Origin of the sequence: Nonomuraea thailandensis (assembly GCF_024172165.1) — a bacterium.
Lineage (GTDB): Bacteria > Actinomycetota > Actinomycetes > Streptosporangiales > Streptosporangiaceae > Nonomuraea > Nonomuraea thailandensis.
The window spans coordinates 12753914-12777500 of sequence record NZ_JAMZEB010000002.1 but is presented as its reverse complement, the minus strand read 5'-3'; the positions used below and the strand labels follow the sequence as shown (position 1 = coordinate 12777500).

Sequence of the window (23587 nt, the reverse complement as noted above, 5' to 3'; positions counted from 1 at the left end):
CCGCCAGCGTTCGTCCTGAGCCAGGATCAAACTCTCCAAACAATGTCTGGATTATTCATCCGAGCAAAATCCATCAAGAAATCATGTCTTGACGAGGTGTTGCATGAAAATCATGCACTGGCTTTTGACACACTGTTGAGTTCTCAAGAAACGGACGCGTTCATCCGCACCCAAGCCCTTCCGGACTCCGGTGCGCGAGGCGCACATTTCATTTCCTTCAGTTTACCAGATCCGGACGATCCTTGTCAAACCGCCCGATCCGGGAGCTTCCGGACTTGCCTCTCTCCGAGGCAACCCTGCTAACTTACTCCAACTTTCGGCTCTTGTCCAACCGCGCGGCTGGAGCCACCCGAAAGTCGGGGTTTGTTCAGCGGGATGTCAGGGCCGAGTGGCCCTGCGTTGAAAACTGTAGCAGCCTCGGAGACGTGGAAGGTCCATTCTCGGTAACGAATGGACCTTCCCATCGTTCGTATGGTTCAAACACCCAGGGCGGCGAGCTGGGCCTCCAGCCGCTCGATGTCGGCCGACGCCTGCTCGGCCCTGCTCCTGACCTTGGCCACCACATCGTCCGGCGCCTTGGCCATGAACTGCTCGTTGCCCAGCTTGGCCGCCACCTGGGCGGCCTCCTTGCGCGCGACGGCCAGATCCTTCTCCAGCCGCTTGCGCTCGGCGGCGACGTCGATGGCGCCCGCGGTGTCGATCTCCACGGTCACCGCCCCCACCGTGAACCGCGCCGTGGCGCTGAACGACTCCGACGGATCCGTCAGCCGCAGCAGCGACCGGATCGCCGTCTCCTGGCCGGCCAGCGGCGTGCCGCTCAACCCGAGCCGCGCCGCCACCTTCTGGCCGGGCTTGAGCCCCTGGTCCGATCGGAACCTGCGGACCTCCGTCACCAGCTCCTGCAGCGACTCGATCTCCGCCTCCGCCGCCGGGTCGGCGTACCGCTCGTCGCGCACCGGCCAGGGCGCGACCACGATCGACTCGCCTCCTGTGACGGCCCGCCACAGCTCCTCGGTCACGAACGGCACCAGCGGGTGCAGCAACCTCAGCAGCGCGTCGAGGACGTGGCCCAGCACCAGCCTGGTGTGCTCCAGGCCCTCCCCGATCTGGATCTTGGCCAGCTCCAGGTACCAGTCGCAGACCTCGTCCCACGCGAAGTGGTAGAGCAGATCGGACGCCTTGGCGAACTCGAACTCCTCCAGGGCGGCGTCCGTCGCCGCGATCACCGACTGCAGGCGTGAAAGGATCCACCGATCGGCCGCCGTCAGGTCGGCGCCGTCGAGCGAGCCCACGGCGGCGCCGTTCATCAACGCGAACCGGGTGGCGTTCCAGATCTTGTTGCAGAAGTTGCGCGAGCCGGCCGCCCACTCCTCGCTCACTGCCACGTCCGCACCGGGGTTGGCGCCGCGCAGCAGGGTGAAGCGGGTGGCGTCGGCGCCGAAGCGTTCGATCCAGTCGAGCGGGTCGACCACGTTGCCGAACGACTTCGACATCTTCTTGCCGTACTGGTCGCGGACCATGCCGTGCAGCGCGACCGTGCGGAACGGCGGCTCGCCGTCCATGGCGTACAGGCCGAACATCATCATCCGGGCGACCCAGAAGAACAGGATGTCGTAGCCGGTGACCAGCACGGAGGTCGGGTAGAAGCGCTCCAGCTCGGCCGTGCGGTCGGGCCAGCCCATGGTCGAGAACGGCCACAGCCCGGAGGAGAACCACGTGTCGAGGACGTCGGAGTCCTGGGTGTAGCCGGCCGGCGGCTCCTCGTCGGGGCCCACGCACACGACCTCGCCGGCCGGGCCGTACCAGACCGGGATGCGGTGGCCCCACCAGAGCTGGCGGGAGATGCACCAGTCGTGCATGTCGTCGACCCAGTCGAAGTAGCGCTTGGCCAGCTCCGGCGGGTGGATGCGGGTGCGTCCGTCGCGGACGGCGTCGCCCGCGGCCTTGGCCAGCGGCGCGACGTTGACGAACCACTGCAGCGACAGCCTCGGCTCGACCACCGTCTTGCAGCGCGAGCAGTGGCCGACGGAGTGCAGGTACGGGCGCTTCTCCGCGACGATCCTGCCTTCGGCGCGCAGCGCGGCGACCACCGCGGGGCGTGCCTCGAAGCGGTCGAGCCCCTGGAACGGCCCGTGCGCGGTGATGACGCCGCGCTCGTCCATCACGGTCAGCGACGGCAGGGAGTGACGCCGCCCGATCTCGAAGTCGTTGGGGTCGTGGGCGGGGGTCACCTTGACCGCGCCGGTGCCGAACGCCGGATCGACGTGCTCGTCGGCGACGACCGGGATCATGCGGCCGGTCAGCGGCACCTCCACCAACGTGCCGATCAGGTGCGCGTAACGCTCGTCGGAGGGGTGCACGGCCACGGCGGTGTCGCCGAGCATGGTCTCGGCGCGTGTGGTGGCCACCACGATCTCGTCGGAGTAGCGGATCGAGACGAGCTCGCCCTCGTCCTCGCTGTGCTCCACCTCGATGTCGGACAGCGCGGTCAGGCAGCGCGGGCACCAGTTGATGATGCGCTCGGCGCGGTAGATCAGCCCGTCGTCGAACAGCTTCTTGAAGATGGTCTGGACGGCGCGCGAGAGCCCCGGGTCCATCGTGAACCGTTCGCGCGACCAGTCGACGCCGTCGCCGAGCTTGCGCATCTGGCCGAGGATCCGGCCGCCGGACTCCTCCTTCCACTCCCAGACGCGCTCGACGAACGCCTCGCGCCCAAGGTCGTGGCGCGACTTGCCCTGCTTGGCCAGCTCGCGCTCGACGACGTTCTGGGTGGCGATGCCGGCGTGGTCCATGCCGGGCAGCCAGAGCGTCTCGCGGCCCTGCATGCGCGAGCGGCGCGTGAGCGCGTCCTGGATGGAGTGGTCGAGCGCGTGCCCGATGTGCAGGACGCCCGTCACGTTGGGCGGCGGGAGGACGATGCTGTACGGCTCGCGCGAGCTGCCCGGGTCGGCGCGGAAGTAGCCTTCGGATACCCAGCGCTCGTAGCTACGGGTCTCGACGTCGGCCGGTGTGTATTGAGTAGGCAGCTCTGGCGTTGTCACAGCACCCAATTCTAGGGAGGCGGGCAAGCGAAACGCCCCATGGTTTCCACCACGGGGCGTTCGAGTGCTGCCAAGGCCCTGCTCAGGCCGACTTCTCCTGCGGCGTGTGCTGCTGCTTGGCGGCGAGCTGGTCGCGCGGGACGAGCGTCGGGATCGCGTGCTCCAGCACCGACTCGCGGGTGATGACCACGCGGGCGACATCCTGCCTGGAGGGCACCTCGTACATGACGGACTGCAGCACCTCCTCCAGGATCGCGCGCAGCCCGCGGGCGCCGGTGCCGCGCAGGATGGCCTGGTCGGCGATGGCCTCCAGGGCGCCGTCGGTGAACTCCAGCTCCACGCCGTCGAGCTCGAGCAGCTTGCGGTACTGCTTGACCAGCGCGTTGCGCGGCTCGGTGAGGATCTGGATGAGCGCCTCGCGGTCGAGGTTGTGCACCGAGGTGATGACCGGCAGGCGGCCCACGAACTCGGGGATCATGCCGAACTTCAGCAGGTCCTCCGGCATCACGTCGCCGAAGATGTCAGCGGTGTCGACTTCTTCCTTCGACCGGATGATGGCGTTGAAGCCGATGCCCTTCTTGCCGATGCGCGACTCGATGATCTTCTCCAGACCGGCGAACGCACCACCGCAGATGAACAGCACGTTGGTCGTGTCGATCTGGATGAACTCCTGGTGCGGGTGCTTGCGGCCGCCTTGCGGAGGAACCGACGCGGTGGTGCCCTCCAGGATCTTCAGCAGCGCCTGCTGCACGCCCTCACCGGAGACGTCGCGCGTGATCGACGGGTTCTCGCTCTTGCGGGCGATCTTGTCGACCTCGTCGATGTAGATGATGCCGGTCTCGGCCTTCTTGACGTCGTAGTCGGCGGCCTGAATGAGCTTGAGCAGGATGTTCTCGACATCCTCGCCGACGTATCCCGCCTCTGTCAGCGCTGTGGCGTCGGCGATGGCGAAGGGCACGTTGAGCATCTTCGCCAGGGTCTGCGCCAGCAGCGTCTTACCCGAACCCGTGGGCCCGAGCAGCAGGATGTTGCTCTTGGCCAGCTCCAGAACGTCGTCTCTGCCCCGGTCGCCGGACTGCACCCGCTTGTAGTGGTTGTACACCGCCACCGAGAGGGCCTTCTTCGCCTTGTCCTGACCGATGACGTAGGCGTCGAGGAACTCGTAGATCTCTCTTGGCTTGGGCAGGTTGTCCCACTTGAGCTCGGAGGACTCGGTGAGCTCCTCCTCGATGATCTCGTTGCAGAGATCGATGCACTCATCGCAGATGTAGACGCCTGGACCGGCAATGAGCTTCTTGACTTGCTTCTGACTCTTTCCGCAGAAAGAGCACTTCAGCAGGTCTCCCCCGTCGCCGATGCGTGCCACCCCAGATACTCCTTTGCGTGGGACCGCCCTGCTCCCGCGAGCAGTGTCTCCGGACATCCTCCGGACTAGGCCGAACCGCTCAGGTTTCGACGTTACCGTCTTCTGGGCCCTCAGTGAGCCCCCTAGCGGCGAGTCGCACCGGAACGTGCCCTATTGGGCAGCGCTCCGGTGCGTCACGTCTCGTCTAGGAAGCTACGGCCTGAGCTCGTTTCTTCCTGGACGGGATGATGTCATCGATCAGACCATACGCCTTCGCCTCGTCCGCGTTGAGAATTTTGTCGCGTTCGATGTCCTTGCGGACGTCGGCGGAGGTCTTGCCGGTGTGCCGGGCCACGATGTCCTCCAGCAGCGTGCGCATGCGCAGGATCTCGCGGGCCTGGATCTCGATGTCGCTGCCCTGGCCGCCGCCCTCGGTGGACGGCTGGTGGATCAGCACCCGGGCGTTCGGCAGCGCGAAGCGCTTGCCCGGGGTGCCGCCGGCCAGCAGCACGGCCGCGGCGGACGCGGCCTGGCCGAGGCAGACGGTCTGGATCTCCGGCCGGACGAACTGCATCGTGTCGTAGATCGCCGTCATGGCGGTGAAGGAGCCACCCGGCGAGTTGATGTAGATGCTGATGTCACGGTCGGGATCGAGCGACTCCAGCGTCAGCAGCTGGGCCATCACGTCGTTGGCCGACGCGTCGTCGATCTGCACCCCGAGGAAGATGATGCGGTCCTCGAAGAGCTTGTTGTACGGGTTCATCTCCTTCACGCCGTAGGACGTGCGCTCGACGAAGGAGGGGAGAACGTAACGGCTCTGAATGTTCATGTCAGCTCCCCCTAGGAAACCGGGCCCGCGGAGGGCACCTGACGCGCGCTGCGCACCACGTGGTCGATGAAGCCGTAGTCCTTGGCCTCCTCGGCCGTGAACCAGCGGTCACGGTCGGAGTCCGACTCGATCTGGTCCAGCGGCTGCCCCGTGTGGAAGGCGATCCGCTCGGCCAGCGTCTTCTTCACGTAGAGCATCTGCTCAGCCTGGATGGCGATGTCGGCGGCGGTGCCACCGATGCCACCCGACGGCTGGTGCATCATCACCCGGGCGTGCGGCAGCGCGTAACGCTTGCCCCGCGCCCCCGCGGTGAGCAGGAACTGCCCCATCGAGGCAGCCATACCCATCACCACGGTGGAGACGTCGTTAGGCACGTATTCCATCATGTCGTAAATCGCCATGCCCGCACTCACCGAGCCACCGGGCGAGTTGATGTAGAGCGTGATGTCGCGCTCGGGGTCATCGGCTGCGAGCAGGAGCAGCTCGGCGCAGATGCGGTTGGCGATCTCGTCGTTGACCTCCTGCCCGAGCACGATGATGCGCTCGCGGAGCAGGCGCTGGTAAAGCTGGTCCTCAAGCCGGAAGGCGGAGCCGTTCTCACGGCCTCGTGACTCGGGCTGATAGAAGGTCGGCGGGCTGGTCACAGCGTCACCTTCCGATGCGTCGTAATCGATTGGCTTTGCTTGTGACCTTAACGCGCGCCGCCCACAGGTCATGCCCGGTCCCCCGGACTGTTCGCTGACGGCGCAGGTTCGGATGGACCGGCCCCTGTTACTCTTCGCGGCTTGTCGCGGCTTTCGTCCCGGTTGCCGCCGGCGGTCCGCCGTGAGGCCGTTCGCCGCATTCCCTCCAGAGGGCCCTCAGACGGCGCTCGGGGTGTCGCGTACGGACGCGGTCGCGCAACAGGGCGTCCCGCGGCTGTGCTCGCGGCAGCGTCCATCTGAGCGCCACGGGGCCCTCGGTCGCCGCGGGAAACGTCGCGGACGGGCCACACCTCACTGGCGAGATGGGCATGTTCCCCTGGCGGCAAGGGCCCGGAAAGACGAAGAGCCCCCGGGCCGTGAGGCCGGGGGCTCCTGTTACAGCTGAAGCGTCACGCCTCGGCCTTGTCCTCGGCGGGCTTGTCGCCGGCCTCGGCCTCGGCGGCGTCGTCCTCGACGACCGGCTCACCGTTGATCTCGGTGTAGATCGCCTTGAGGTCGACCTCGTTGCCGTCGGTGTCGACGACCTTGGCGGCGTCGCCCAGCACGGACTTGGCCTTGTCGCGCACGATCTCGACCATCGCCAGCGTGAGCTGGTCGTTGTCGGCGAGGTGCTTGGCCAGCTCGTTGGGCTGCACGCCCATCTCCATGGCGCGGCGGACCACGAAGTTGGTCAGCTCCTGCTCGGAGACGCCCAGCTCCTCGGACTTGACGATCTTGTCGAGCACGAAGCCGACCTTGATGGCGCGCGCGGAGTTCTTCTCGAACTCCTCGAAGCGCTCCTCCTCCGACGTCTGGTAGAGGCGGAAGAAGGCGTCACGGCTGAGGCCGCTCTCGGCGATCTGGTGGTCGAGATTGTGCTTGCGGGCGTCGACCTCGGCCTTGAGCGCGCTGTCCGGCAGCGGGATCTCGATCTTCTCGAGCAGCGCGTCGAGGGCCTTCTCGCGGGCCTGGACGACCTGGTCGATGATCTTGTTGCGGCGGGCCTGCTCGCGGATGCTGTTCTTCAGCTCGTCGAGCGTGTCGAACTCGCTGGCGAGCTGGGCGAACTCGTCGTCCAGCTCGGGCAGGACCTTCTCCTTGACCGACTTGACGTTGATGATGACGTCGGCTTCCTCGCCGGCGTTCTCGCCGCCGACCAGCTCGGTCTTGAAGCCCTTCTCCTCACCCGCGGACATGCCCTCGAGCGCGGCGTCGAGGCCCTGCAGCACGGAGCCGGCGCCGACCTCGTAGGAGACCTCGCTGGCCTGCTGCTCCTCGATGTTCTGGCCGTCGATCTCGGCGCGCAGGTCCATCACGACGAAGTCGCCGTTGGCGGCGGCGCGCTCCACGCCGCTCAGCGTGGCGAAGCGCTGGCGCAGCGCGTCGAGCTGCGCGTCGACGTCCTCGTCGGAGACCTCGGCGGAGTCGACCGTGACCTCGATGCCCTGGTAGTCGGGGACCTCGAAGTTGGGCCGGATGTCGACCTCGGCGGTGAACTCGATCTGCTCGCCGTCGTCGATCTTCGTGACCTCGATGTCAGGCTGGCTGACGGGGAACACGTCGGCCTCGTCGACGGCCTGCCCGTACAGCTTGGGCACCGCGTCGTTGAGGGTCTCCTCAAGCACTACCGCCCGGCCGAAGCGCTGTTCGATGATGCGGGCCGGAACCTTGCCAGGCCGGAACCCGGGGACGCGCACCTGCTGCGCGACCTTCTTGTACGCCGCATCCATGCTCGGGCGCAGCTCGTCGAACGGCACCTCGACAGTGAGCTTGACCCGGGTCGGGCTGAGCTCCTCGACAGCGGTCTTCACGGAATGGTCTCCTTGATCAAGCTACGAGTGATCGCGGGCGCGTCCAATCGGTACGGCTCGCGCGCCGCGCCCACATGTGCGGTGTTGGGCATGCTCCGCAACGGCGGCATCCAACGCCGATGGCCAGTCTAGGGCAGATGCACACCCAACCACGACGCCGCCGCGGTCAGAACTCCTCCGCGATCGTCCTCAGGAGCTCGATCGTCTCATCCGGAGTGGTGCTCACGGCGCACAGCCGCTCCATCACCTCGGTGTATCGGTCCACGTCCTCACGCTTGTCCAGGTAGAGCGCGCTGGCGAGCTGCTCCACGTACACGACGTCGGGCAGGTCGTTGTCGGGGAAGCGCAGGATGCTGAACGCCCCGCCCTCCGCGCTGTGCCCGCCGAAGCTGAACGGCATGACCTGGATCGTGATGTTCTGCTGGCGCATCAGGTCGATGAGGTGCTCGATCTGCGCCCTCATCACCTCGGCCCCGCCGATGGGCCGCCTCAGCGCGGCCTCGTCGATCACGGCCCAGAAGACCGGCCCGTCGGGCCTGTCCAACATCCGCTGGCGCTCCAGCCGGAGATCCACCCTGCGGGCGATCTCCTCTGCCCCGATGCCCGCCGCACCGGCGGTCACCACGGCCCTTGCGTACTCCTTGGTCTGCAACAGTCCTGGCACGAACTGGACTTCGTAGGTCCTGATCCTGACGGCGGCCTCTTCAAGGCCGACGTACGCCTGGAACCACGTGGGCAGGACATCGTTGAACCGGTGCCACCAGCCAGGCTCGTTGGCTGTGGCGACCAGATCGAGGACGGCGGAGCGTGCCTGCTGATCCACGACCCCGTACAGGGTCAGCAGGTCCGCCACGTCACGTTCTTTGAACCCCACTCGGCCGAGTTCCATCCGGCTGATCTTGGACTCCGACCCCCTGATGAGGTGGCCGGCCTCCTCACGAGTGACATTCTTCGCTTCCCTGAGCTTGCGCAGCTGGGAGCCCAGGAGGATGCGCAGCGCCGTCGGCCCGGAACCCGGCTGGTTCTGCGTCACTTTGCCTCCTATCAAGGTCCGCACACACAGTGACACCACATTGCCGGGTATGACAAGGTCTCAACCTCGTGTCCGGATTCGGAGATTTATCCCGAAAACGTCGCTTGCTCCTGCACATTGCAACTGCACGTGCATTTGGGTCTTGCAGGTGCCGCGTTCGTGACCCATGATGGCTTAGTGCATATTGGGCCAAACATGCACTAACCAAGGCTGAACGGGGAGGTATCGGCGGCATGGTGGAGGACCCTCTGGCCACTGCCGATTGCCTGCAGATCACCCGGGAGGTGGGCTTCGACCGCCTCCTCACGGGTGGCAAGCCGTACACGACCTCGTGCCCGTTGCCTTTTCAGGCCGACTCGGTGAAGACCGCCAGGGACGTCACGCGCAGGACACTGCGCGGCTGGGGGCTGCACGACCTCAGCGACGACGCCGCCCTCGTGGTCTCCGAGCTGGTGACGAACGCGGTCAGGTACGCGATGTACGCGGCGGGCCGCAGGGAGATCGAGCTGCTGCTGATGCGGGTGGCGCCCCACGTGCTGCTCGCCGTGGCCGACCCCAGCGACGAGGTGCCCACGCCCAAGGAGCCGGACTTCGTCTCCGAGAACGGGCGGGGCCTCTACATCGTCGAGACCTACAGCCAGTGCTGGGGCTGGGACCCGCTGGCCCGCGGCGGCAAGGCCGTCTGGGCGCTGTTCCGCGCCGACGACTGACAGCCTCCTACTCGCCGGTCACGCCGTCGATGCGCTCGCGCAGCAGGTCCGCGTGACCGTTGTGGCGGGCGTACTCCTCGATCATGTGCACGAGGATCCACCGGTGCGTGCAGTCCTGCCCGTTGCGGTCGCCCACCGCGTCCAGCGGCTTGGCGCCGGAGATGGCGCGGGCGAGCCGGACCTCCTCCTCCCACGTGTCGAACGCCTCCTTCGCCGACGCGGTGTCGACCTCCTTGAAGTCGGCGTCGTTGTCACGGTCCTTGTCCCACAGCTTGGGCAGGTCCTCGCCGTTGAGCACGCGGCGGAACCACGAGCGCTCGACGTGCGCCATGTGCCTGACCAGGCCCAGCAGGGACAGACCCGAGGGCGGCGTGGAGCGCTCACGCAGCTGCTCCTCCGACAGGCCGGCGCACTTGACGGCCAGGGTGCCGCGGTGCCATTCGAGCCAGTTGTTCAGCATGGCGCGCTCGTCGCCGGAGAAGGGAGGAGGGGTTCGGTTGTCTGTCACGAGCCCCGACCTTATCCGCCTCCGGCCGGGCGTCTCACCGCATGTCCCGCTGTAGCAGCAGATAGGCCGCTTCCCGTACGGTGTCGTCCCTGACGTTGGCCACGAACTCCTCCGGCGTGGCCCCGCACAGGTGGCGCAGGGCCGCGGAGCCGTCCAGGAGGGACTGGATGAGCGCCGGCTGTGAGGTCAGGCGGCACGGCCGGCCGTCCGCCCGGGCCGTGACGCAACCGTGCCTGCCCTCGTACACGAAGGGCGGCGGGAGTCTCGTGCCGTCCTCCAGCGTGACCGGGCGGGCGAGCGGGCGCCTGCGGTAGTTGGGCTCGGTGAGGTCGAGGGCGGCGAGCTGGTGCTCGTCGAGCCAGAGCACGAACAGCCTGGACGTCTCCCCGGGCGTCTCGATGGGCGCGGCAGGCACGTACCCCCACTTGCTGACGTGCGCGGACACGCCGGGAGCGATCCCCGGCACCCGCGCGAGCGTCATCGGGACGACCGGGCGTACCCCGTGGTCGCGGAACTTCCTGCGCAGCTGGCTCGGCGCCGCGTTGGAGCCGACGGCGACGACGCGGTGGCGGGCCTCCAGCGGCGCCTGTCCCAGGGACGCCAGCAGCGCGGCGGTCGCCGCGCCGCCCTCCCGCCACTCGTGCGGCACGTACGCGTCGTCCGCCAGGACGCCTGAGCCGGGCGGGATCCGGCCGGGGTAGGTGAGGGGGAAGGTCATCGGGTCGTCCGCGAAGAGATCCACGCCCCCAGGATGCCCGCCCGGCGACCGCCGCCCGAAGAGATCCACGCCCTCAGGAAGCCCGCCCGGCGACCGCCGACCACAGACGCGCCGTGCCGTCCCAGCGCCCCCACGCGATCACCAGGCAGAGGACGAGCAGGGCCAGCGGCAGCACGATCCCTCCCCCTGACACGAACGCCTCGGTCAGCACCGCGCCCGCCATGAGCCCGGCCAGCGCCAGCGCGGCCACCCCGGCCAGCCGCGGCACCAGCAGCGCCACCGCCCCCGCCACCTCCAGCACCCCGACCGCGATCCGGAACCAGTCGCCGAGCCCGATCGCCTCGAACGTGGAGACCGACGGCTCGGCCCCCGCGAACTTCCCCAAGGCCGCCATCACGAAGAACCCGGCCCCGGCGATCTGCAGGATCCACAAGACGATGCGCACGAGCGTTCCCTCCCTGTCGTCGATGCCTCCGACGCTAGGGACCCCGCGCGGCTGGAGGAATCGAGCTACCTGCCCGGCCGGGGTGTACCTGGATGCACCCTGGTGAAATGGACACCGGAGCGCTTGTCAGGGCAGGCTGTAGAGCATGGCCACCCAAGCCGACCAGCGCCTGCGCGAGCTCGCACTGCTGCGCCGCGTGCGCGACAGGATCGACCGCGACTACGCGCAACCGCTGGACGTGGAGGCGCTGGCGCGTGGCGTGCACCTCTCGGCCGGGCACCTGAGCCGGCTCTTCCGCGCCGCCTACGGGGAGTCGCCCTACAGCTATCTCATGACCAGGCGCATCGAGCGCGCCATGACCCTGCTGCGGCGCGGCGACATGTCGGTCACCGAGGTCTGCTTCGCGGTCGGCTGCTCGTCACTCGGCACCTTCAGCACCCGCTTCTCCGAGCTGGTCGGCATGGCGCCGAGCACCTACCGCCGCCGGGCGGCCGGCGACGCCGCCGGGCTGCCCAGCTGCGTCGCCAAGCAGGTCATGCGGCCGATCAGGAACCAGGAGTCACCGCCTGCCGGCGCCCGCCTGTCGTGAGCGCCGCATCGCGCTCGCCCTCCCTGGGATGGCCCGCGCGCATGTCGCGCGCGGCCTGCCGATCGGCGGCCGCGCCGTCTCGATGCCGCAGCGCCGCGAGCCGATACTCCCCCTCCGCCTCGTCACTCCGGCCAGCCAGGCGTTCGTACAGCTCTCCCGCCGCGTCATGGGCGCGCGGCGTGGAAAAAGGCCTGCTCGCAGCGCAGTGCCGCGACCTGGGCGCGCTGCTCCGCCTGCTCGAGCCGCCGCGCGGCCGACCGCGCCCTCCTGCCCAGCTCCTCGGCCGGCGCGGCGAGCGACCACGCGCACGCGGGGCGAAGGCCGGACCGCCGGAAGTGGCCGGCCGGCAGGACGACAAGCAGGCGCTGACGTCACACCCAGCGCCCAGGATCAGGCATCGTCGCTTCCTCCTGCAGCTCACCCTCTTCGGAGCCATGAATGCCGCTCCTTACCAGGCGTGGACGTACTGCACGCCGACCGGGTCAGCAGCGACGAGCACGAGGCCGTCGCCACGTTCGGCGCGCACTACCGCGCAACCCTGACGCCGCTGCTGGAACACGGCTTCCACTGGAGCCGCTTCGACGGGTGAGACCTGACCGGAGCACACCCCACACCTGTCTGCGGCGTCGTGCGGGTACAGATCCGTCCCGTAGTCAGTCCGGAGCCGTGGCGATGGAGCGCGACTTGGGACGCTTCGGACGTCATAGCCGATCAGATGGACAAGCAGAAGGCCCCTCCCAGATGGGGAAGGGCCTTCGAGCTGGTCGGGGCGACAGGATTTGAACCTGCGACTTCTTGCTCCCAAAGCAAGCGCGCTGCCAAGCTGCGCCACGCCCCGTCTCGCCGAGTGCGCATGCGCTCCGGGACTCCGGTACGCTTACGCCCTGACGACCGGATGAAGTCTAGACCAGAGTTCGACCGGTTCGCGCGGACGTAGCTCAATGGTAGAGCCCTAGTCTTCCAAACTAGCTACGCGGGTTCGATTCCCGTCGTCCGCTCCAGTGCGTCGAAGGGCCAGGTCAAGTGCCTGGCCCGAGGCGTTTCCAGGCCACCTCGGTCGCTTCGGCCAGGGTGCGCATGCGTTCCCCGTAGGCCGCGTGTCCGTCGAGGATGAAGCCGCCGTCGCCGTACGGCAGGTCGGTGAAGCTCGTGCGGAAGCTGGCGGGCGGGCCGCCGGGCGGGAGCGGCGCGTACGGCTCCAGCGGCGCCAGGTCGTAGCCGGCCCTGGAGCGGTGGTTGTTGCGGGCCACCTGGTGTGCCCGGAGCCGGAGTGTCGCGTCGAGGCCCTGGTCGAGGTAGAGCTGCAGCCAGCGGAACTGGCCGTCGAGGTACTTCTCGTGCCCGCGCGACGGGTGCTGCAGGAGGTAGACGCACACCACGACCGCGTGCCACCTGTACATCTCGGGGTCGAGCTGCTCCTCCGCCAGGATCGTGTTGTAGTAGTCGGCGCACACGCCGAGCGGTCCCGCCGTCGCACCGCAGTCGCACTGAGCCATGGCGGGCACCCTAGCGAGGCGGCCCCGGGTCCGTCGAAGGCATTTCGGGCACTTCAAGGTCCGTGCGAGCTCAACGCCCCAAGGTCCCAAGGTGCCAAGGTCGTGCGATCGTGAGCCGCGATCGGGGCGCTCGTAAGCTGTGATCGATGCGTGTGCGACCGATCTCCCGTGAGGCCCTCGTCGAGGAGCTGGCCGAGCTGATCTCCGCCCGGCCGCGGAGCACGTGGGTGCGGGTGGCGGTGGACGGAGCGCCGCCCGCCCGGCCGGGCGCGCTGGCGGACGAGCTGGCGGCGCCGCTGCGGCTGCGCGGCCGGCCGGTGCTGCGCGTGTCGGCGGCCGACTTCCTGCGGCCCGCGTCCCTGCGGCTGGAGTACGGCCGCACCGACCCCGACGCCTTCTACGACGACTGGCTCGACGCCAAGGCGCTGCGCAGGGAGGTGCTGGAGCCGCTCGAACCCGGAGGGCCGGGGCGGGTGCTGCCGGCGTTGTGGGACAGCGGGATCGACCGGGCCTACCGGCTGCCGTACACCGCGCTGCCGCCGGGCGGGGTGGTGCTGGTGGACGGGGCACTGCTGCTGGGGCGGGGGCTGGCGTTCGACGTGAGCGTGCACGTGTGGCTCTCGCCCGGCGCGCTGGAGCGGGGCACGCCGGAGGACGAGCGCTGGACGCTGCCCGCCTACGAGCGTTACGAGCGCGAGGCGCGCCCCCAGGAGGCGGCCGACGTCGTGGTGCGCGCCGATCATCCGGAACGCCCGGCGGTGCTGGTCCGGTGAGGTCCGGCGGCGCAGACTGAGGCAATGATCCCCAGCGACTGGTACAACATCGTTCCCGATCTGCCCGCCCCGCCGCCTCCGCCGCTGCATCCCGCCACGCGCCGGCCCGTCGGGCCCGACGACCTGGCGCCGCTCTTCCCGGTGGAGCTGATCGGGCAGGAGGTCAGCGGCGAGCGGTACATCCCGATCCCGCAGGAGGTGCTGGACGTCTACCGGCTCTGGCGGCCGACGCCGCTGATCCGGGCACGCCGGCTGGAGCGAGCGCTGGGCACGCCGGCCAGGATCTACTACAAGTACGAGGGCGGCTCCCCCGCCGGGTCGCACAAGCCGAACACGGCCGTGCCGCAGGCGTTCTACAACGCGCGTGAGGGCGTGCGGCTGCTCACCACCGAGACGGGCGCGGGTCAGTGGGGGTCGGCGCTGGCGTTCGCCTGCTCGCAGTTCGGCCTGGAGTGCCAGATCTGGATGGTCCGGGCCTCGTACGACCAGAAGCCCTACCGCCGCTCTCTCATGCAGGTGTACGGCGCGACCGTGCACGCCAGCCCTTCCCCCGTGACGGGCGCGGGCAGCAAGATCCTGGCGGACGATCCCGAATCCCCGGGCAGCCTGGGGATGGCGATCAGCGAGGCGGTCGAGGTGGCGGGCGCGACGTCCGACGCCAGGTACGCGCTCGGCTCCGTGCTCAACCACGTCCTGCTGCACCAGACGGTGATCGGCGAGGAGGCCCTGGCCCAGCTCCCGGAGCTGCCGGACCTGGTGATCGGCTGCACCGGCGGCGGCTCGAACTTCGCCGGCCTGGCCTTCCCCTTCCTGAGGGAGAAGCTGGCGGGGCGCATCCGGACGGTGTTCCGCGCGGTGGAGCCCGCGGCCTGCCCGTCGTTCACGCGCGGCGCGTACGCCTACGACTTCGGCGACACGGCCGGCTTCACGCCGCTGCTCAAGATGCACACGCTGGGCCACTCGTTCGTGCCGGACCCGATCCACGCGGGCGGGCTGCGCTATCACGGCATGTCGCCGCTGCTGTCGCACATGTACGAGCTGGGCCTGTTCGAGGCGGTGACCCGCGCCCAGAACGAGTGCTTCGAGGCCGGCGTCCTGTTCGCCAGGACCGAGGGGATCGTGCCCGCGCCCGAGCCCACGCACGCGCTGGCCGAGACGATCGCCGAGGCGCTGCGCTGCAAGGAGAGCGGCGAGGAGAGGGTGATCCTGACGGCGCTGTGCGGTCATGGTCACTTCGATCTGGGGGCCTACGACCGGTTTCTGGCGGGTGAGCTGCAGGACTACACGCTGCCGCAGGACCGCATCGACCAGGCGCTGACCGAGCTGCCGTCGTGAGCCGGAGGTGGCCGCCGCGAGCAGGCGGCCACCCGCCGGTCATCGCGCTGTGGGGCGCTTGCCGTGGTTCGCCTTCTTCTTCTTGCGTGCCCTGCCCTTGCGTGCGCGCCTGGCCATAAGCTCGCCTCCGGTGATCGGTGAGCCCTCACCGTCTCCCGCCGCGCTGACCAGCGCAAGCGTTCTCGCCTAACTAACATTCCCCAACAATTCCGTGTCATAATTTGGTGGAATCTGTTGGAAGGAGCGGGCGTGCTCGCACAGCAGCGTCAGCAGGCGATTCTCGAACGCGTGCGCAGCAACGGCGGCGTCCGGGTGGCCGACCTCGTACGCGAGCTCGGCGTCTCCGACATGACGATCCGCCGCGACCTCGAGGTGCTGGCCGAGCGCGGCCTGCTGGAGAAGGTGCACGGCGGCGCGACCGCACTCGGCCCCGGCTCGACCGAGGAGCCCGGCTTCACCGCCAAGTCCGCCCGCCAGCAGCAGGAGAAAGAGGCCATCGCGCGCCACGCCGCCACGCTCGTCCGCCCCGGCACGGCCGTGGCGCTGTCGGCGGGCACCACCACGTGGGCGCTGGCCCGCCACCTGATCGGCGTGCCCGAGCTGACGGTGATCACCAATTCGATCCCTGTCGCCGACGTCTTCCACCGCAACCCGCGCGCCGACCGCACGGTCGTGCTGACCGGCGGCGTGCGCACGCCGTCCGACGCCCTGGTGGGGCCCGTCACCGTGGCCGCGATCCGCCGCCTGCACGTGGACACGCTCTTCCTGGGCGTGCACGGGATGAGCGTGCGGGCCGGGTTCACCACGCCCAACCTGCTGGAGTCCGAGACCGACCGGGAGCTGGTGACGGCCGCGACCCGGCTGGTCGTCCCCGCCGACCACACGAAGTGGAACACCGTCGGCATCAGCACCATCGCCGAGCTGAGCGAGGCCGACGTGGTCATCAGCGACGCGGGGCTGCCGGAGGACGCACGCACCGAGCTGGCCGAACGGGCCGGAGAACTGATCATCGCGGAGGCCTCGTCTTGAAGCGCACCATCACCCATCTGGCCGACGGCCGGGAGCTGATCTACTTCGACCGGCGTGACGACGCCGACAGGAGCGCGATCGACCGGCGGCACCTGGAGCCCCGCCCGGTGGCCTCCGAGCTGCGCTACGACCCGCTGACCGAGGAGTGGATCGCGATCGCCGGGCACCGGCAGACGCGTACGTTCCTGCCGACCGGCGGCACGTCCGAGTGCCCGCTGTGCCCGTCGTCGGACACGCGGTCGTCGGAGATCCCGGCCCACGACTACGACGTGGTGGTGTTCGAGAACCGCTTCCCGTCCTTCTCCACAAATTTCGGGACGTATGGGGAGCCGGGTGGGCTGAGTGAGGTCCGTCCGGCCGTGGGGCGGTGCGAGGTGGTGTGCTTCACCTCCGACCACTCCTCCTCCTTCTCCAGGCTCTCCGACTCCCAGGTCGAGCTGGTCATGGAGGCGTGGGCCGACCGCACGGCAGAGCTGTCCCAGATCGAGGGCGTGGAGCAGGTGTTCTGCTTCGAGAACCGGGGCGAGGAGATCGGCATCACGCTGGCCCACCCGCACGGCCAGATCTACGCCTACCCGTACGTCACGCCCAGGACCAAGCTGCAGCTCGCCGCAGCCGGGCGCTACACCGGGGGGAACCTGTTCGCCGACGTGCTGGCCGCCGAGCGGGAGGCCGGGACGCGGGTGGTGGCCGCCAACGAGCTGTGGACGGCCTTCGTGCCGGCCGCCGCGCGCTGGCCGTTCGAGGTGCACCTCTACCCGCACCGGCAGGTGCCCGACCTGGCCGCGCTCACCGAGGAGGAGCGGGCGGCGTTCGCGCCGCTGTACACCTCGGTGCTGCGGGCGTTCGACGGGCTGTTCGACCTGACGATGCCGTACATCGCGGCCTGGCACCAGGCGCCGGTGCGGGCCGGCAGGGAGCTGGGGTACCTGCATCTGGAGCTGTTCAGCATCAGGCGGGCGGCGAACAAGCTCAAGTTCCTGGCAGGCTCGGAGTCGGCGATGGGCGCGTTCGTGAACGACGTGCTGCCGGAGGAGGCGGCACGCATGATTCGATCACAGATAGATCACTAATAGATTTCTTGTTAAGGTCGCATTACTCGTGATCTACCACTAATATCCCCATAAGCACCGGCCGTAACGGCCGTGGCACGCCTAATCCCGGGCGCCTCGCCCGGGAGCCGGGGACCCAAACCGCACCTGGGGTGAATCCGCTACGGCGGTAGGGAATCGCACTCCCATGCCCGAACCCGTCAGCTAACCCGGCCGGCAGAGGGAGAGGAATCATCCACGTGGCGGCTTCGTCCCCCGCGATCCTTGCCATCGGCCTCATCACCGCCACCGCCGTCGCCCTGTCGGCGGCCCCTGCCTCAGCGGCGCCCAAGCCGACGGAAGCCCAGCTCCGCGCCCAGCTCAAGCAGCTCAACAGCAAGGTCGACAAGCTCATCGAGCAGTACAACCTCAAGCGCGTCGAGCTGGCAGAGGCGCAGGAGGCCGCCAAGACAGCCGCCGCCAAGCTGGCCGCCGCCGAGCAGACCCTGACCGGCGCCGAGCAGCGGGTCGCCGACATCGCCCGCCTGCGCTACCAGAACGGCGACCCCTCCTCACTGCCGGGCTTCATGCTCCCGACGGACGCCGACAGCGCCGCCCTGCTCGAACAGCTCACGGCCGAGCAGCAGGCCCTCGTCGCGATCGTGGCCAAGGCCCGCGACGACAAGAAGAAGGCCAGCGAGGAGGCCGCCGCGCTGACCACCAGGATCAAGGCGGACGCGGCCAAGGTGGACGAGCAGCGCGACGAGGCCGAGGACGTCATCGAGGACATCAAGGACAAGCTCGAAGACCTCATCCCGTACGGCACGGGCCGCAACTCCAACGGCACCTGGGCGCCTGAGCTGCCCACGGGCACCGACAACATCACCTCCCGTACGCGGCTGATGAAGGCGCAGGTGGAGAAGAACTTCTCGCTGCCGTTCGCGGTGGGTTGCTTCCGCTCGGGCTCCAGCGGCGAGCACCCACTCGGCCGGGCCTGCGACTTCATGATGAGCTCGGGCGGCGCGATGCCCACGGCCGCCAACAACGCGCTCGGCGACCGGATCGCGGCCTGGGCGATCCAGAACAAGGACAAGCTGGGCGTCAAGTACGTGATCTGGAAGCAGCGGATCAACCAGGGGTCCGGCTGGCGCGCCATGTCCGACCGGGGCAGCGTCACCGAGAACCACTTCGACCACGTGCACATCTCGATGAACTAGCGAGGTCAGGGCTGCTCGGGGGCCCGCGGGACGAGCAGTCCGCGGTTGAACGCCTCGGTGACGGCGGCGGCGCGGTCGCCCACGCCGAGCTTGGCGTAGATGTTCAGCAGGTGGCTCTTGACCGTGGCCTCGGTGATGAACAGCCGGGCGGCCGCCTCGCGGTTGGTGTTGCCGGCCGCCACGAGCTCGATGACCTCCAGCTCGCGCCCGCTGAGCAGTTGCGGCGCGGGCGTCCTGACCCGGTTCATCAGCCGTGCCGCCACCGAGGGGGACAGCACGCTGTCGCCCTTGGCGGCGGCGCGCGCGCCCCGCAGCAGGTCCTCCCGGGGGGAGTCCTTGAGCAGGTAGCCGGTGGCGCCCGCCTCGATGGCCGGAAGGACGTGGCTGTCGGTGTCGTAGGTCGTCAGGACCAGCACGCGGGAGGTGACGCCCAGCCGGGCCAGCTCCCTGATCGCGGTCAGCCCGTCCATGCCCGGCATGCGCAGGTCCATGAGGATCACGTCGGGCCGCAGCTCCTGGGCAAGCCGTACGGCCACGGCGCCGTCCGCGGCCTCCCCCACCACCTCGAATCCGGGCGCGGAGGCGAACATGCTGCTCAGCCCGTCCCTGACGACGGGATGGTCGTCCGCGACCACCATCCGGATCGGGGTCTCAGCCGCGTGATCGGTCATGAGTGGCTCCCGGCCGGCAGGGTGGGAAGGCAGGCTGAGATCCCGGTGCCGGCGCCGGGCTCGGACTCGATCTGTAAGGTGCCGGACAGCCCTTCGACGCGCTGGCGCATGATGGCCAGGCCGAAACCGCCGCCGGACGGCCGCCGTGACGGGGCCGGGCCGGCTTCGAGCCCCGCCGGGTCGAAGCCCTTCCCGTCGTCACGCACGTCCAGCGCGACCTCGTGCTCCAGGAAGGACAGCGTCACCCCGACCCGGGTGGCGTGCGCGTGCTTGGCCACGTTGGCCAGTGCCTCCTGTGCCGTGCGCAGCAGCGCGAACTCGGCCTCCGGTGTCATCGGCCGTACCGTGCCGGTCGTCGTGACGTGAACGGGGAGCCCGTGCAGCTTCGACCAGCGGCCGGCGACGTCGGCGAGCGCGTCGCTCAGGCGCGCTGTCCGCAGCGGCTCGGGCCGCAGCGCGTCGACCGAGCGCCGGGCCTCGGCCAGGCTCTCCCGCGCGAGGTTCTTGACGGCGTCGAAGGGCCGCCGCCACGGCCGCGGGACCTCGTGCATCTGCTCGGCCGCCTGGAGCTGGGCGATGATGCCGGTCAGGCCCTGCGCCAGGGTGTCGTGGATCTCGCGGGCCATCCGCTGGCGCTCGTCGAGCACGCCCGCCTCCCTGGCCTGGGCGAGCAGCTGCGCGTGCAGGCCGGCGTTCTCGGCGAGCGACGCCTCCAGCAGCCGGTTCGTCCGGCTCAGCTCTTCGAGGGTCTGCTCCCGCCGCTCCTCCTCCTTCTCGGCGATCCGCAGGACCCAGGCGCAGGCGCACATCATGGCGATGTTGAAGGCGACGATGGTCGCGTGCATCGTCACGCCGAACGTGTCCGTCGCGGGGACGCCGGACGCCTGCGCCGTGCCGGCCAGGACCGCCGTGGCGGCCACTCCCAGCAGCCGCCACGGCCAGCGCAGGACCGTGAAGGAGTAGATGTAGGCGGCGGGGGTGAAGAGCCCGGCGGCGGGGTGGCGGACCACCAGGACCGCGGTGATCGCGACCAGCCCCGCGACGAACACCCCCATGATCAGCGGCCGGTCCCACCAGCCGGGACGCAGGGTGAACATGCCGAGCATCCACGCGGCGGCCAGCCCGCAGAGGCCGAGGTCGAGGAGCAGGGGGCCGCCCGCCCAGCCCTCCACGGTCACCAGGATCGTGACGAGGGGCGCCAGCAGCACGTACGGCACCACGTTGACCAGAAGGAACGGCGGCTGTTGCGGCATCTTCCTGCTCAAGACTCTCTCCCACCCGGATTCTATTCCCAGCGGAACCAGCGGACGGCGACGGACGTGCACACCACCGCGTAGGCCGTCAGCGTCAGCAGCGGCACGGCGGACGGGAAGTGCCCGAGGTAGGCGTCCTGGAACGCCCCCATGCCGGCGCCGAGCGGGGTGTAGTGGGCGATGTTCGCCAGCAGCGGCGGCATCTGCGAGATCGGCACCCAGAGCCCGGCGAAGAACATCATCGGGAAGAACAGCACCGTGCCGATCGCCGTGGCCGGGCCGCGCCCGGGCGCGAGCGCGGTGATGAGCAGGCCGATCGAGAGCAGCGCGGCCGACGCGAGCAACCAGGCGAAGGCGAACCCGGGCAGGTGCTCCGGCAGGCCGACGCCGAAGCCGAGCCGGGCCACCGCGAGGAACAGGACCATCGCGACGACCGCGATGGCGAAGTTGGCCACGAGCTGGGCGGCGAGCACGCGGGCCGGGCCGACCGGCGTGGTGCGCATGCGCCGCAGCACGCCGTTCTCCCGGTACCCCGCGAGCGTGGTCGGCAGGGAGGCCGTGGCCAGGATGGCCAGGTTGAACAGGACCAGGACAGGGACGTAGAGGTCGAAGTACGTCAGTCCGCCGCCGCCCTCCACGGGCTGCCGCAGGTCGGAGACGCTGCCGAGGACGACCAGCAGGATCAGCGGGAAGCCGATGCCCCACAGGGGGCCGACCTTGTCCCGGACGCACAGCGTGCTCTCGGCCTTGATGAGCCGCCACGTCGCGGAGCCTCGCCGGGCGGTGACAGGGGGTGCGGTGGAGTGGAGGGCGGACATGGGCGTGAGGTCCTCTCGTCGTGGGTCGTTCACCGGGGGCCGGCTTCGGGGCGCCTGCCGGTCAGCCGGACGAACGCGTCCTCCAGGCTCGCCTGCTCGACGCGTAGCTGCTGGGCCACGATCTGGTTGCGGGCCAGCACGGTGGTGACGGCGTTGAGCGCGTTGTCGTTGCCGTCGACGACGACCAGCTCGCCCCGGCGGGTGACGCCGGAGACGTCGGGCAGGCTCGTCAGCAGGCGGTCGTCCATCGGCCTGGACGGGCGGAACTGGATGCGCTGCCCGATGCGCGCCCGCTCGGTCAGGCCGGCGGGAGTGTCCACCATGACGACGCGGCCGGCGTCGATCACCGCGAGCCGGTCGCACAGCCGCTCGGCCTCCTCCATGAAGTGGGTGACCAGCACGATCGTCACGCCGCCGGAGCGCACGCCCTCGATCAGGTCCCAGGTGTCGCGCCGGGCCTGCGGGTCGAGGCCGGTGGTGAGCTCGTCGAGGATCGCCACCCGGGGGCTGCCGATGAGCGCCAGCGCGATCGACAGGCGTTGTTTCTGGCCGCCGGAGAGCCTGGCGTACCGGGTCCTCGCCTTGTCCGCCAGGCCGAGGCCGTCGAGCAGCGCGCGCCAGTCGGCGGGCCCGGGGTAGAAGGAGCTGTAGAGCTCCAGGGCCTCGGCGACCTGGAGCCGCTCGGGGAGGTGACCGGCCTGCAACTGGACGCCGAGCCGCCGGGTCAGCTCGGCGTGGTCCTTGAGGGGGTCGAGCCCGAGCACCCTGATCTCGCCGCGATCCGGCGTGCGCAGGCCCTCGATGCACTCCACGGTCGTCGTCTTGCCGGCGCCGTTCGGGCCGAGGATGCCGAAGATCTCACCCTCCTGGACGGTGAGGGAGACGTCGTCGACCGCGATCTTGTCGTCGTAGCGCTTGTGGAGGTTGCGTACCTCGATCACTGGTGGCATGCGTTCAGCGTGCTACGACCGGCGCCTTCCCGACATCGACCAGGAGACGGGACCTGGCCGGCGGACGGTGGAGGCGCGGGCCCCGCCGAGCGGTGGTGGCGATCCACCGATCGGTGGATCGCCATCCGGACGCCCGCCGTGGGAAGGTGGAGTCACCCGCACGCCGAGGGGCAGAACCTCACCTCCGGGTAGCGCGATGACGGCTGGTCCAGCAGTGGCCGCCGCTGCGCCTTCAGGTGCTGGTCGAGGAAGGCCGCCACGTACGTGCGGGTCAGCTCGGCCGAGCGCTGCGGGGACAGGGCGCCGTACGCGGGCGTGATGCCGAGCGAGCCCTGCAGCAGCGGGCTGTCGGTGAACGACTGGTGATCCGCGCCCGTCACCACGATCCAGCGCTTCCACCCGGTCAGCAGCTTCCAGTCACGCTCCCACGAGGGATCCCGTCCGCCGGGGACGTGCGGCGGCGCGCCCACAAAAAGGAACGGGCGGGCGAACCCGCTCTTCGGGATCCGGGCGTACGTGGTGCCGTCCATGTTGATCCCCGCGCGGATCCGCGGGTCCTGGACCATGGCCGCCAGGGCGCTCGCCCCGCCGATCGACTGCCCCGCCATCGCGACCTTCGAGTGGTCGAGCACCGCGGCGCCGTCCCACTTCGACGGGAGCTGGTCGAGCACGAACGAGACGTCCGCCGCCCGGCCCCGCACCACGCCCGTGCCGAAGCCGGGGTCCGCGTCGCTGTCGCACGCCAGGCACCCCGCGACCGTCCCGTCGGCCAGGGTCGTGGCGTAGCTCTCGTAGGGGTGGTCGATGCCTGCCACCACGTACCCGCGGCTGGCCAGGTCCTCGGCCAGGGACGTCAGCGTGCTGACCGGCTTGGTGAAGCCGGGCGAGAGCACCACCAGCGGCAGCTCCCGTCCGGCGGGCTCGGCGTCGGCGACGGCGTTCGTCCCCGTCTTGCTGAGCGTGTCGTAGGGCACGGCCGCGCTCCTGACCCCCTTCAGCACGAGCTCCGACTCCTCGGCCGACATGTACGGCGCCCGCTGCCCGTCCCGCTCCTCGGCCGGATACCACAGCGTGACCTTGAGCTCCCTGGCCTCGGCGTCCAGGTTCCAGGGGTCGGGCCGGGAGGTGTCCGTCAGGTGCAGGACGGTGGTGCCGACCGGCCGGTCGCCCGTGGGGGCGGGCAGGGTGGCGGGGCCGGACGGCGGGGGCGACACGGCGGCCGGTCTGGGCGGGGTGGGCGCTGAGCAGGCGGATGCCGCGAGGACGGCCAGCCCGGCGAGCGCCACCGCTATGGGTCTCATG

Annotated in this window: 24 protein-coding genes, 2 tRNA genes, 1 rRNA gene and 1 riboswitch (1 of these 28 only partly in view); of the genes, 9 read left to right on the top strand and 18 right to left on the bottom strand. The window is 69.6% G+C overall.

The features are described from left to right. The 7 genes from HD597_RS63405 to HD597_RS63375 form a co-directional block, all read right to left on the bottom strand. Positions 1–42 (bottom strand): 16S ribosomal RNA (locus HD597_RS63405); it reaches 1477 nt to the left of the window's first position. Between the two features lie 434 nt (positions 43–476). After that, the gene (locus HD597_RS63400) at positions 477–3050 is read right to left on the bottom strand and encodes a valine--tRNA ligase (RefSeq protein WP_253759216.1); all 2574 of its coding nucleotides are present in this window, start codon (positions 3048–3050) and stop codon (positions 477–479) included. A 73-nt stretch (positions 3051–3123) separates the two neighbouring features. Continuing rightward, the gene (gene clpX, locus HD597_RS63395; RefSeq protein WP_185102204.1) at positions 3124–4407 is read right to left on the bottom strand and encodes an ATP-dependent Clp protease ATP-binding subunit ClpX; all 1284 of its coding nucleotides are present in this window, start codon (positions 4405–4407) and stop codon (positions 3124–3126) included. A 184-nt stretch (positions 4408–4591) separates the two neighbouring features. Next, complete coding sequence (locus HD597_RS63390) at positions 4592–5215, bottom strand: ATP-dependent Clp protease proteolytic subunit (RefSeq protein ID WP_148439846.1); 624 nt, start codon at positions 5213–5215, stop codon at positions 4592–4594. Positions 5216–5226: 11 nt separating this feature from the next. Continuing rightward, complete coding sequence (locus HD597_RS63385) at positions 5227–5859, bottom strand: ClpP family protease (protein WP_225268272.1); 633 nt, start codon at positions 5857–5859, stop codon at positions 5227–5229. 449 nt (positions 5860–6308) lie between these two features. Next, positions 6309–7709 carry a trigger factor gene (tig, locus tag HD597_RS63380; RefSeq protein WP_253759214.1) on the bottom strand — a complete coding sequence of 467 codons (1401 nt, stop codon included), beginning with the start codon at positions 7707–7709 and terminating at the stop codon, positions 6309–6311. Between the two features lie 166 nt (positions 7710–7875). Beyond that, on the bottom strand, positions 7876–8742 hold the full coding sequence (locus tag HD597_RS63375; RefSeq protein WP_253759211.1) for a Sco1979 family transcriptional regulator: 867 nt from the start codon (positions 8740–8742) through the stop codon (positions 7876–7878). 233 nt (positions 8743–8975) lie between these two features. On the opposite strand from HD597_RS63375, the gene HD597_RS63370 reads away from it, so the two are divergent. Further along, positions 8976–9452, top strand: coding sequence for an ATP-binding protein (locus HD597_RS63370; RefSeq protein WP_253759209.1), 477 nt, complete (start codon positions 8976–8978; stop codon positions 9450–9452). Between the two features lie 7 nt (positions 9453–9459). On the opposite strand, the gene HD597_RS63365 is transcribed toward HD597_RS63370, so the two are convergent. The 3 genes from HD597_RS63365 to HD597_RS63355 are packed head-to-tail and all read right to left on the bottom strand — an operon-like array spanning position 9460 to position 11123. Further along, positions 9460–9960 carry a DinB family protein gene (locus tag HD597_RS63365; RefSeq protein WP_253759207.1) on the bottom strand — a complete coding sequence of 167 codons (501 nt, stop codon included), beginning with the start codon at positions 9958–9960 and terminating at the stop codon, positions 9460–9462. Positions 9961–9994: 34 nt separating this feature from the next. Beyond that, on the bottom strand, positions 9995–10702 hold the full coding sequence (locus tag HD597_RS63360) for a hypothetical protein (RefSeq protein WP_253759206.1): 708 nt from the start codon (positions 10700–10702) through the stop codon (positions 9995–9997). A 49-nt stretch (positions 10703–10751) separates the two neighbouring features. Beyond that, the gene (locus tag HD597_RS63355) at positions 10752–11123 is read right to left on the bottom strand and encodes a DoxX family protein (RefSeq protein WP_253759204.1); all 372 of its coding nucleotides are present in this window, start codon (positions 11121–11123) and stop codon (positions 10752–10754) included. A 145-nt stretch (positions 11124–11268) separates the two neighbouring features. Here HD597_RS63355 and HD597_RS63350 point away from each other — a divergent pair, with 145 nt between their 5' ends. Continuing rightward, a complete protein-coding gene (locus HD597_RS63350) occupies positions 11269–11712 on the top strand; it encodes a helix-turn-helix transcriptional regulator (protein WP_253759202.1) in 444 nt (147 codons plus the stop codon). Between the two features lie 457 nt (positions 11713–12169). Continuing rightward, positions 12170–12301 (top strand): hypothetical protein, encoded by a 132-nt coding sequence (locus HD597_RS65620; protein WP_276083339.1) that lies wholly within the window; start codon positions 12170–12172, stop codon positions 12299–12301. Between the two features lie 172 nt (positions 12302–12473). Here HD597_RS65620 and HD597_RS63345 read toward each other — a convergent pair. Next, positions 12474–12550: transfer RNA gene (locus HD597_RS63345), tRNA-Pro, on the bottom strand. Positions 12551–12639: 89 nt separating this feature from the next. Here HD597_RS63345 and HD597_RS63340 point away from each other — a divergent pair. Continuing rightward, a tRNA-Gly gene (locus tag HD597_RS63340) sits at positions 12640–12713 on the top strand. 18 nt (positions 12714–12731) lie between these two features. On the opposite strand, the gene HD597_RS63335 is transcribed toward HD597_RS63340, so the two are convergent. Next, the gene (locus tag HD597_RS63335) at positions 12732–13208 is read right to left on the bottom strand and encodes a DUF5946 family protein (RefSeq protein WP_253759200.1); all 477 of its coding nucleotides are present in this window, start codon (positions 13206–13208) and stop codon (positions 12732–12734) included. 146 nt (positions 13209–13354) lie between these two features. Here HD597_RS63335 and HD597_RS63330 point away from each other — a divergent pair, with 146 nt between their 5' ends. Both HD597_RS63330 and HD597_RS63325 read left to right on the top strand, forming a co-directional pair. Then, positions 13355–13981 carry a nucleoside/nucleotide kinase family protein gene (locus HD597_RS63330; protein ID WP_253759198.1) on the top strand — a complete coding sequence of 209 codons (627 nt, stop codon included), beginning with the start codon at positions 13355–13357 and terminating at the stop codon, positions 13979–13981. 24 nt (positions 13982–14005) lie between these two features. Then, positions 14006–15316: a TrpB-like pyridoxal phosphate-dependent enzyme gene (locus HD597_RS63325; protein WP_253759196.1), complete on the top strand. Its 1311-nt coding sequence runs from the start codon at positions 14006–14008 to the stop codon at positions 15314–15316. 39 nt (positions 15317–15355) lie between these two features. Here the strand turns inward: HD597_RS63325 and HD597_RS67160 are convergent, their stop codons facing one another. Next, positions 15356–15433, bottom strand: a complete 78-nt coding sequence (locus HD597_RS67160; protein WP_372513659.1) for a 50S ribosomal protein bL37 — start codon at positions 15431–15433, stop codon at positions 15356–15358. A 132-nt stretch (positions 15434–15565) separates the two neighbouring features. On the opposite strand from HD597_RS67160, the gene HD597_RS63320 reads away from it, so the two are divergent. The 3 genes from HD597_RS63320 (at position 15566) to HD597_RS63310 (ending at position 18593) form a co-directional block, all read left to right on the top strand. Continuing rightward, positions 15566–16345 carry a DeoR/GlpR family DNA-binding transcription regulator gene (locus HD597_RS63320; RefSeq protein WP_253759194.1) on the top strand — a complete coding sequence of 260 codons (780 nt, stop codon included), beginning with the start codon at positions 15566–15568 and terminating at the stop codon, positions 16343–16345. Beyond that, positions 16342–17418 carry a galactose-1-phosphate uridylyltransferase gene (gene galT / locus HD597_RS63315; protein ID WP_253759192.1) on the top strand — a complete coding sequence of 359 codons (1077 nt, stop codon included), beginning with the start codon at positions 16342–16344 and terminating at the stop codon, positions 17416–17418. The genes HD597_RS63320 and galT overlap by 4 nt, the downstream gene beginning before the upstream one ends. A gap of 68 nt (positions 17419–17486) precedes the next feature. Then, positions 17487–17630, top strand: a riboswitch (cyclic di-AMP (ydaO/yuaA leader). A gap of 6 nt (positions 17631–17636) precedes the next feature. Beyond that, complete coding sequence (locus HD597_RS63310) at positions 17637–18593, top strand: coiled-coil domain-containing protein (RefSeq protein ID WP_253759190.1); 957 nt, start codon at positions 17637–17639, stop codon at positions 18591–18593. Between the two features lie 5 nt (positions 18594–18598). Here HD597_RS63310 and HD597_RS63305 read toward each other — a convergent pair whose 3' ends face one another. The 5 genes from HD597_RS63305 to HD597_RS63285 form a co-directional block, all read right to left on the bottom strand. Beyond that, a complete protein-coding gene (locus HD597_RS63305) occupies positions 18599–19264 on the bottom strand; it encodes a response regulator transcription factor (RefSeq protein ID WP_253759189.1) in 666 nt (221 codons plus the stop codon). After that, a complete protein-coding gene (locus HD597_RS63300) occupies positions 19261–20529 on the bottom strand; it encodes a sensor histidine kinase (RefSeq protein ID WP_253759188.1) in 1269 nt (422 codons plus the stop codon). The genes HD597_RS63305 and HD597_RS63300 overlap by 4 nt, the downstream gene beginning before the upstream one ends. 20 nt (positions 20530–20549) lie before the next feature. Next, positions 20550–21335 carry an ABC transporter permease gene (locus tag HD597_RS63295; protein WP_253759187.1) on the bottom strand — a complete coding sequence of 262 codons (786 nt, stop codon included), beginning with the start codon at positions 21333–21335 and terminating at the stop codon, positions 20550–20552. Positions 21336–21364: 29 nt separating this feature from the next. Further along, a complete protein-coding gene (locus tag HD597_RS63290; protein WP_253759186.1) occupies positions 21365–22285 on the bottom strand; it encodes an ABC transporter ATP-binding protein in 921 nt (306 codons plus the stop codon). Positions 22286–22437: 152 nt separating this feature from the next. Next, positions 22438–23586, bottom strand: a complete 1149-nt coding sequence (locus HD597_RS63285) for an alpha/beta hydrolase family protein (protein ID WP_253759185.1) — start codon at positions 23584–23586, stop codon at positions 22438–22440. Position 23587: the final 1 nt, after the last annotated feature.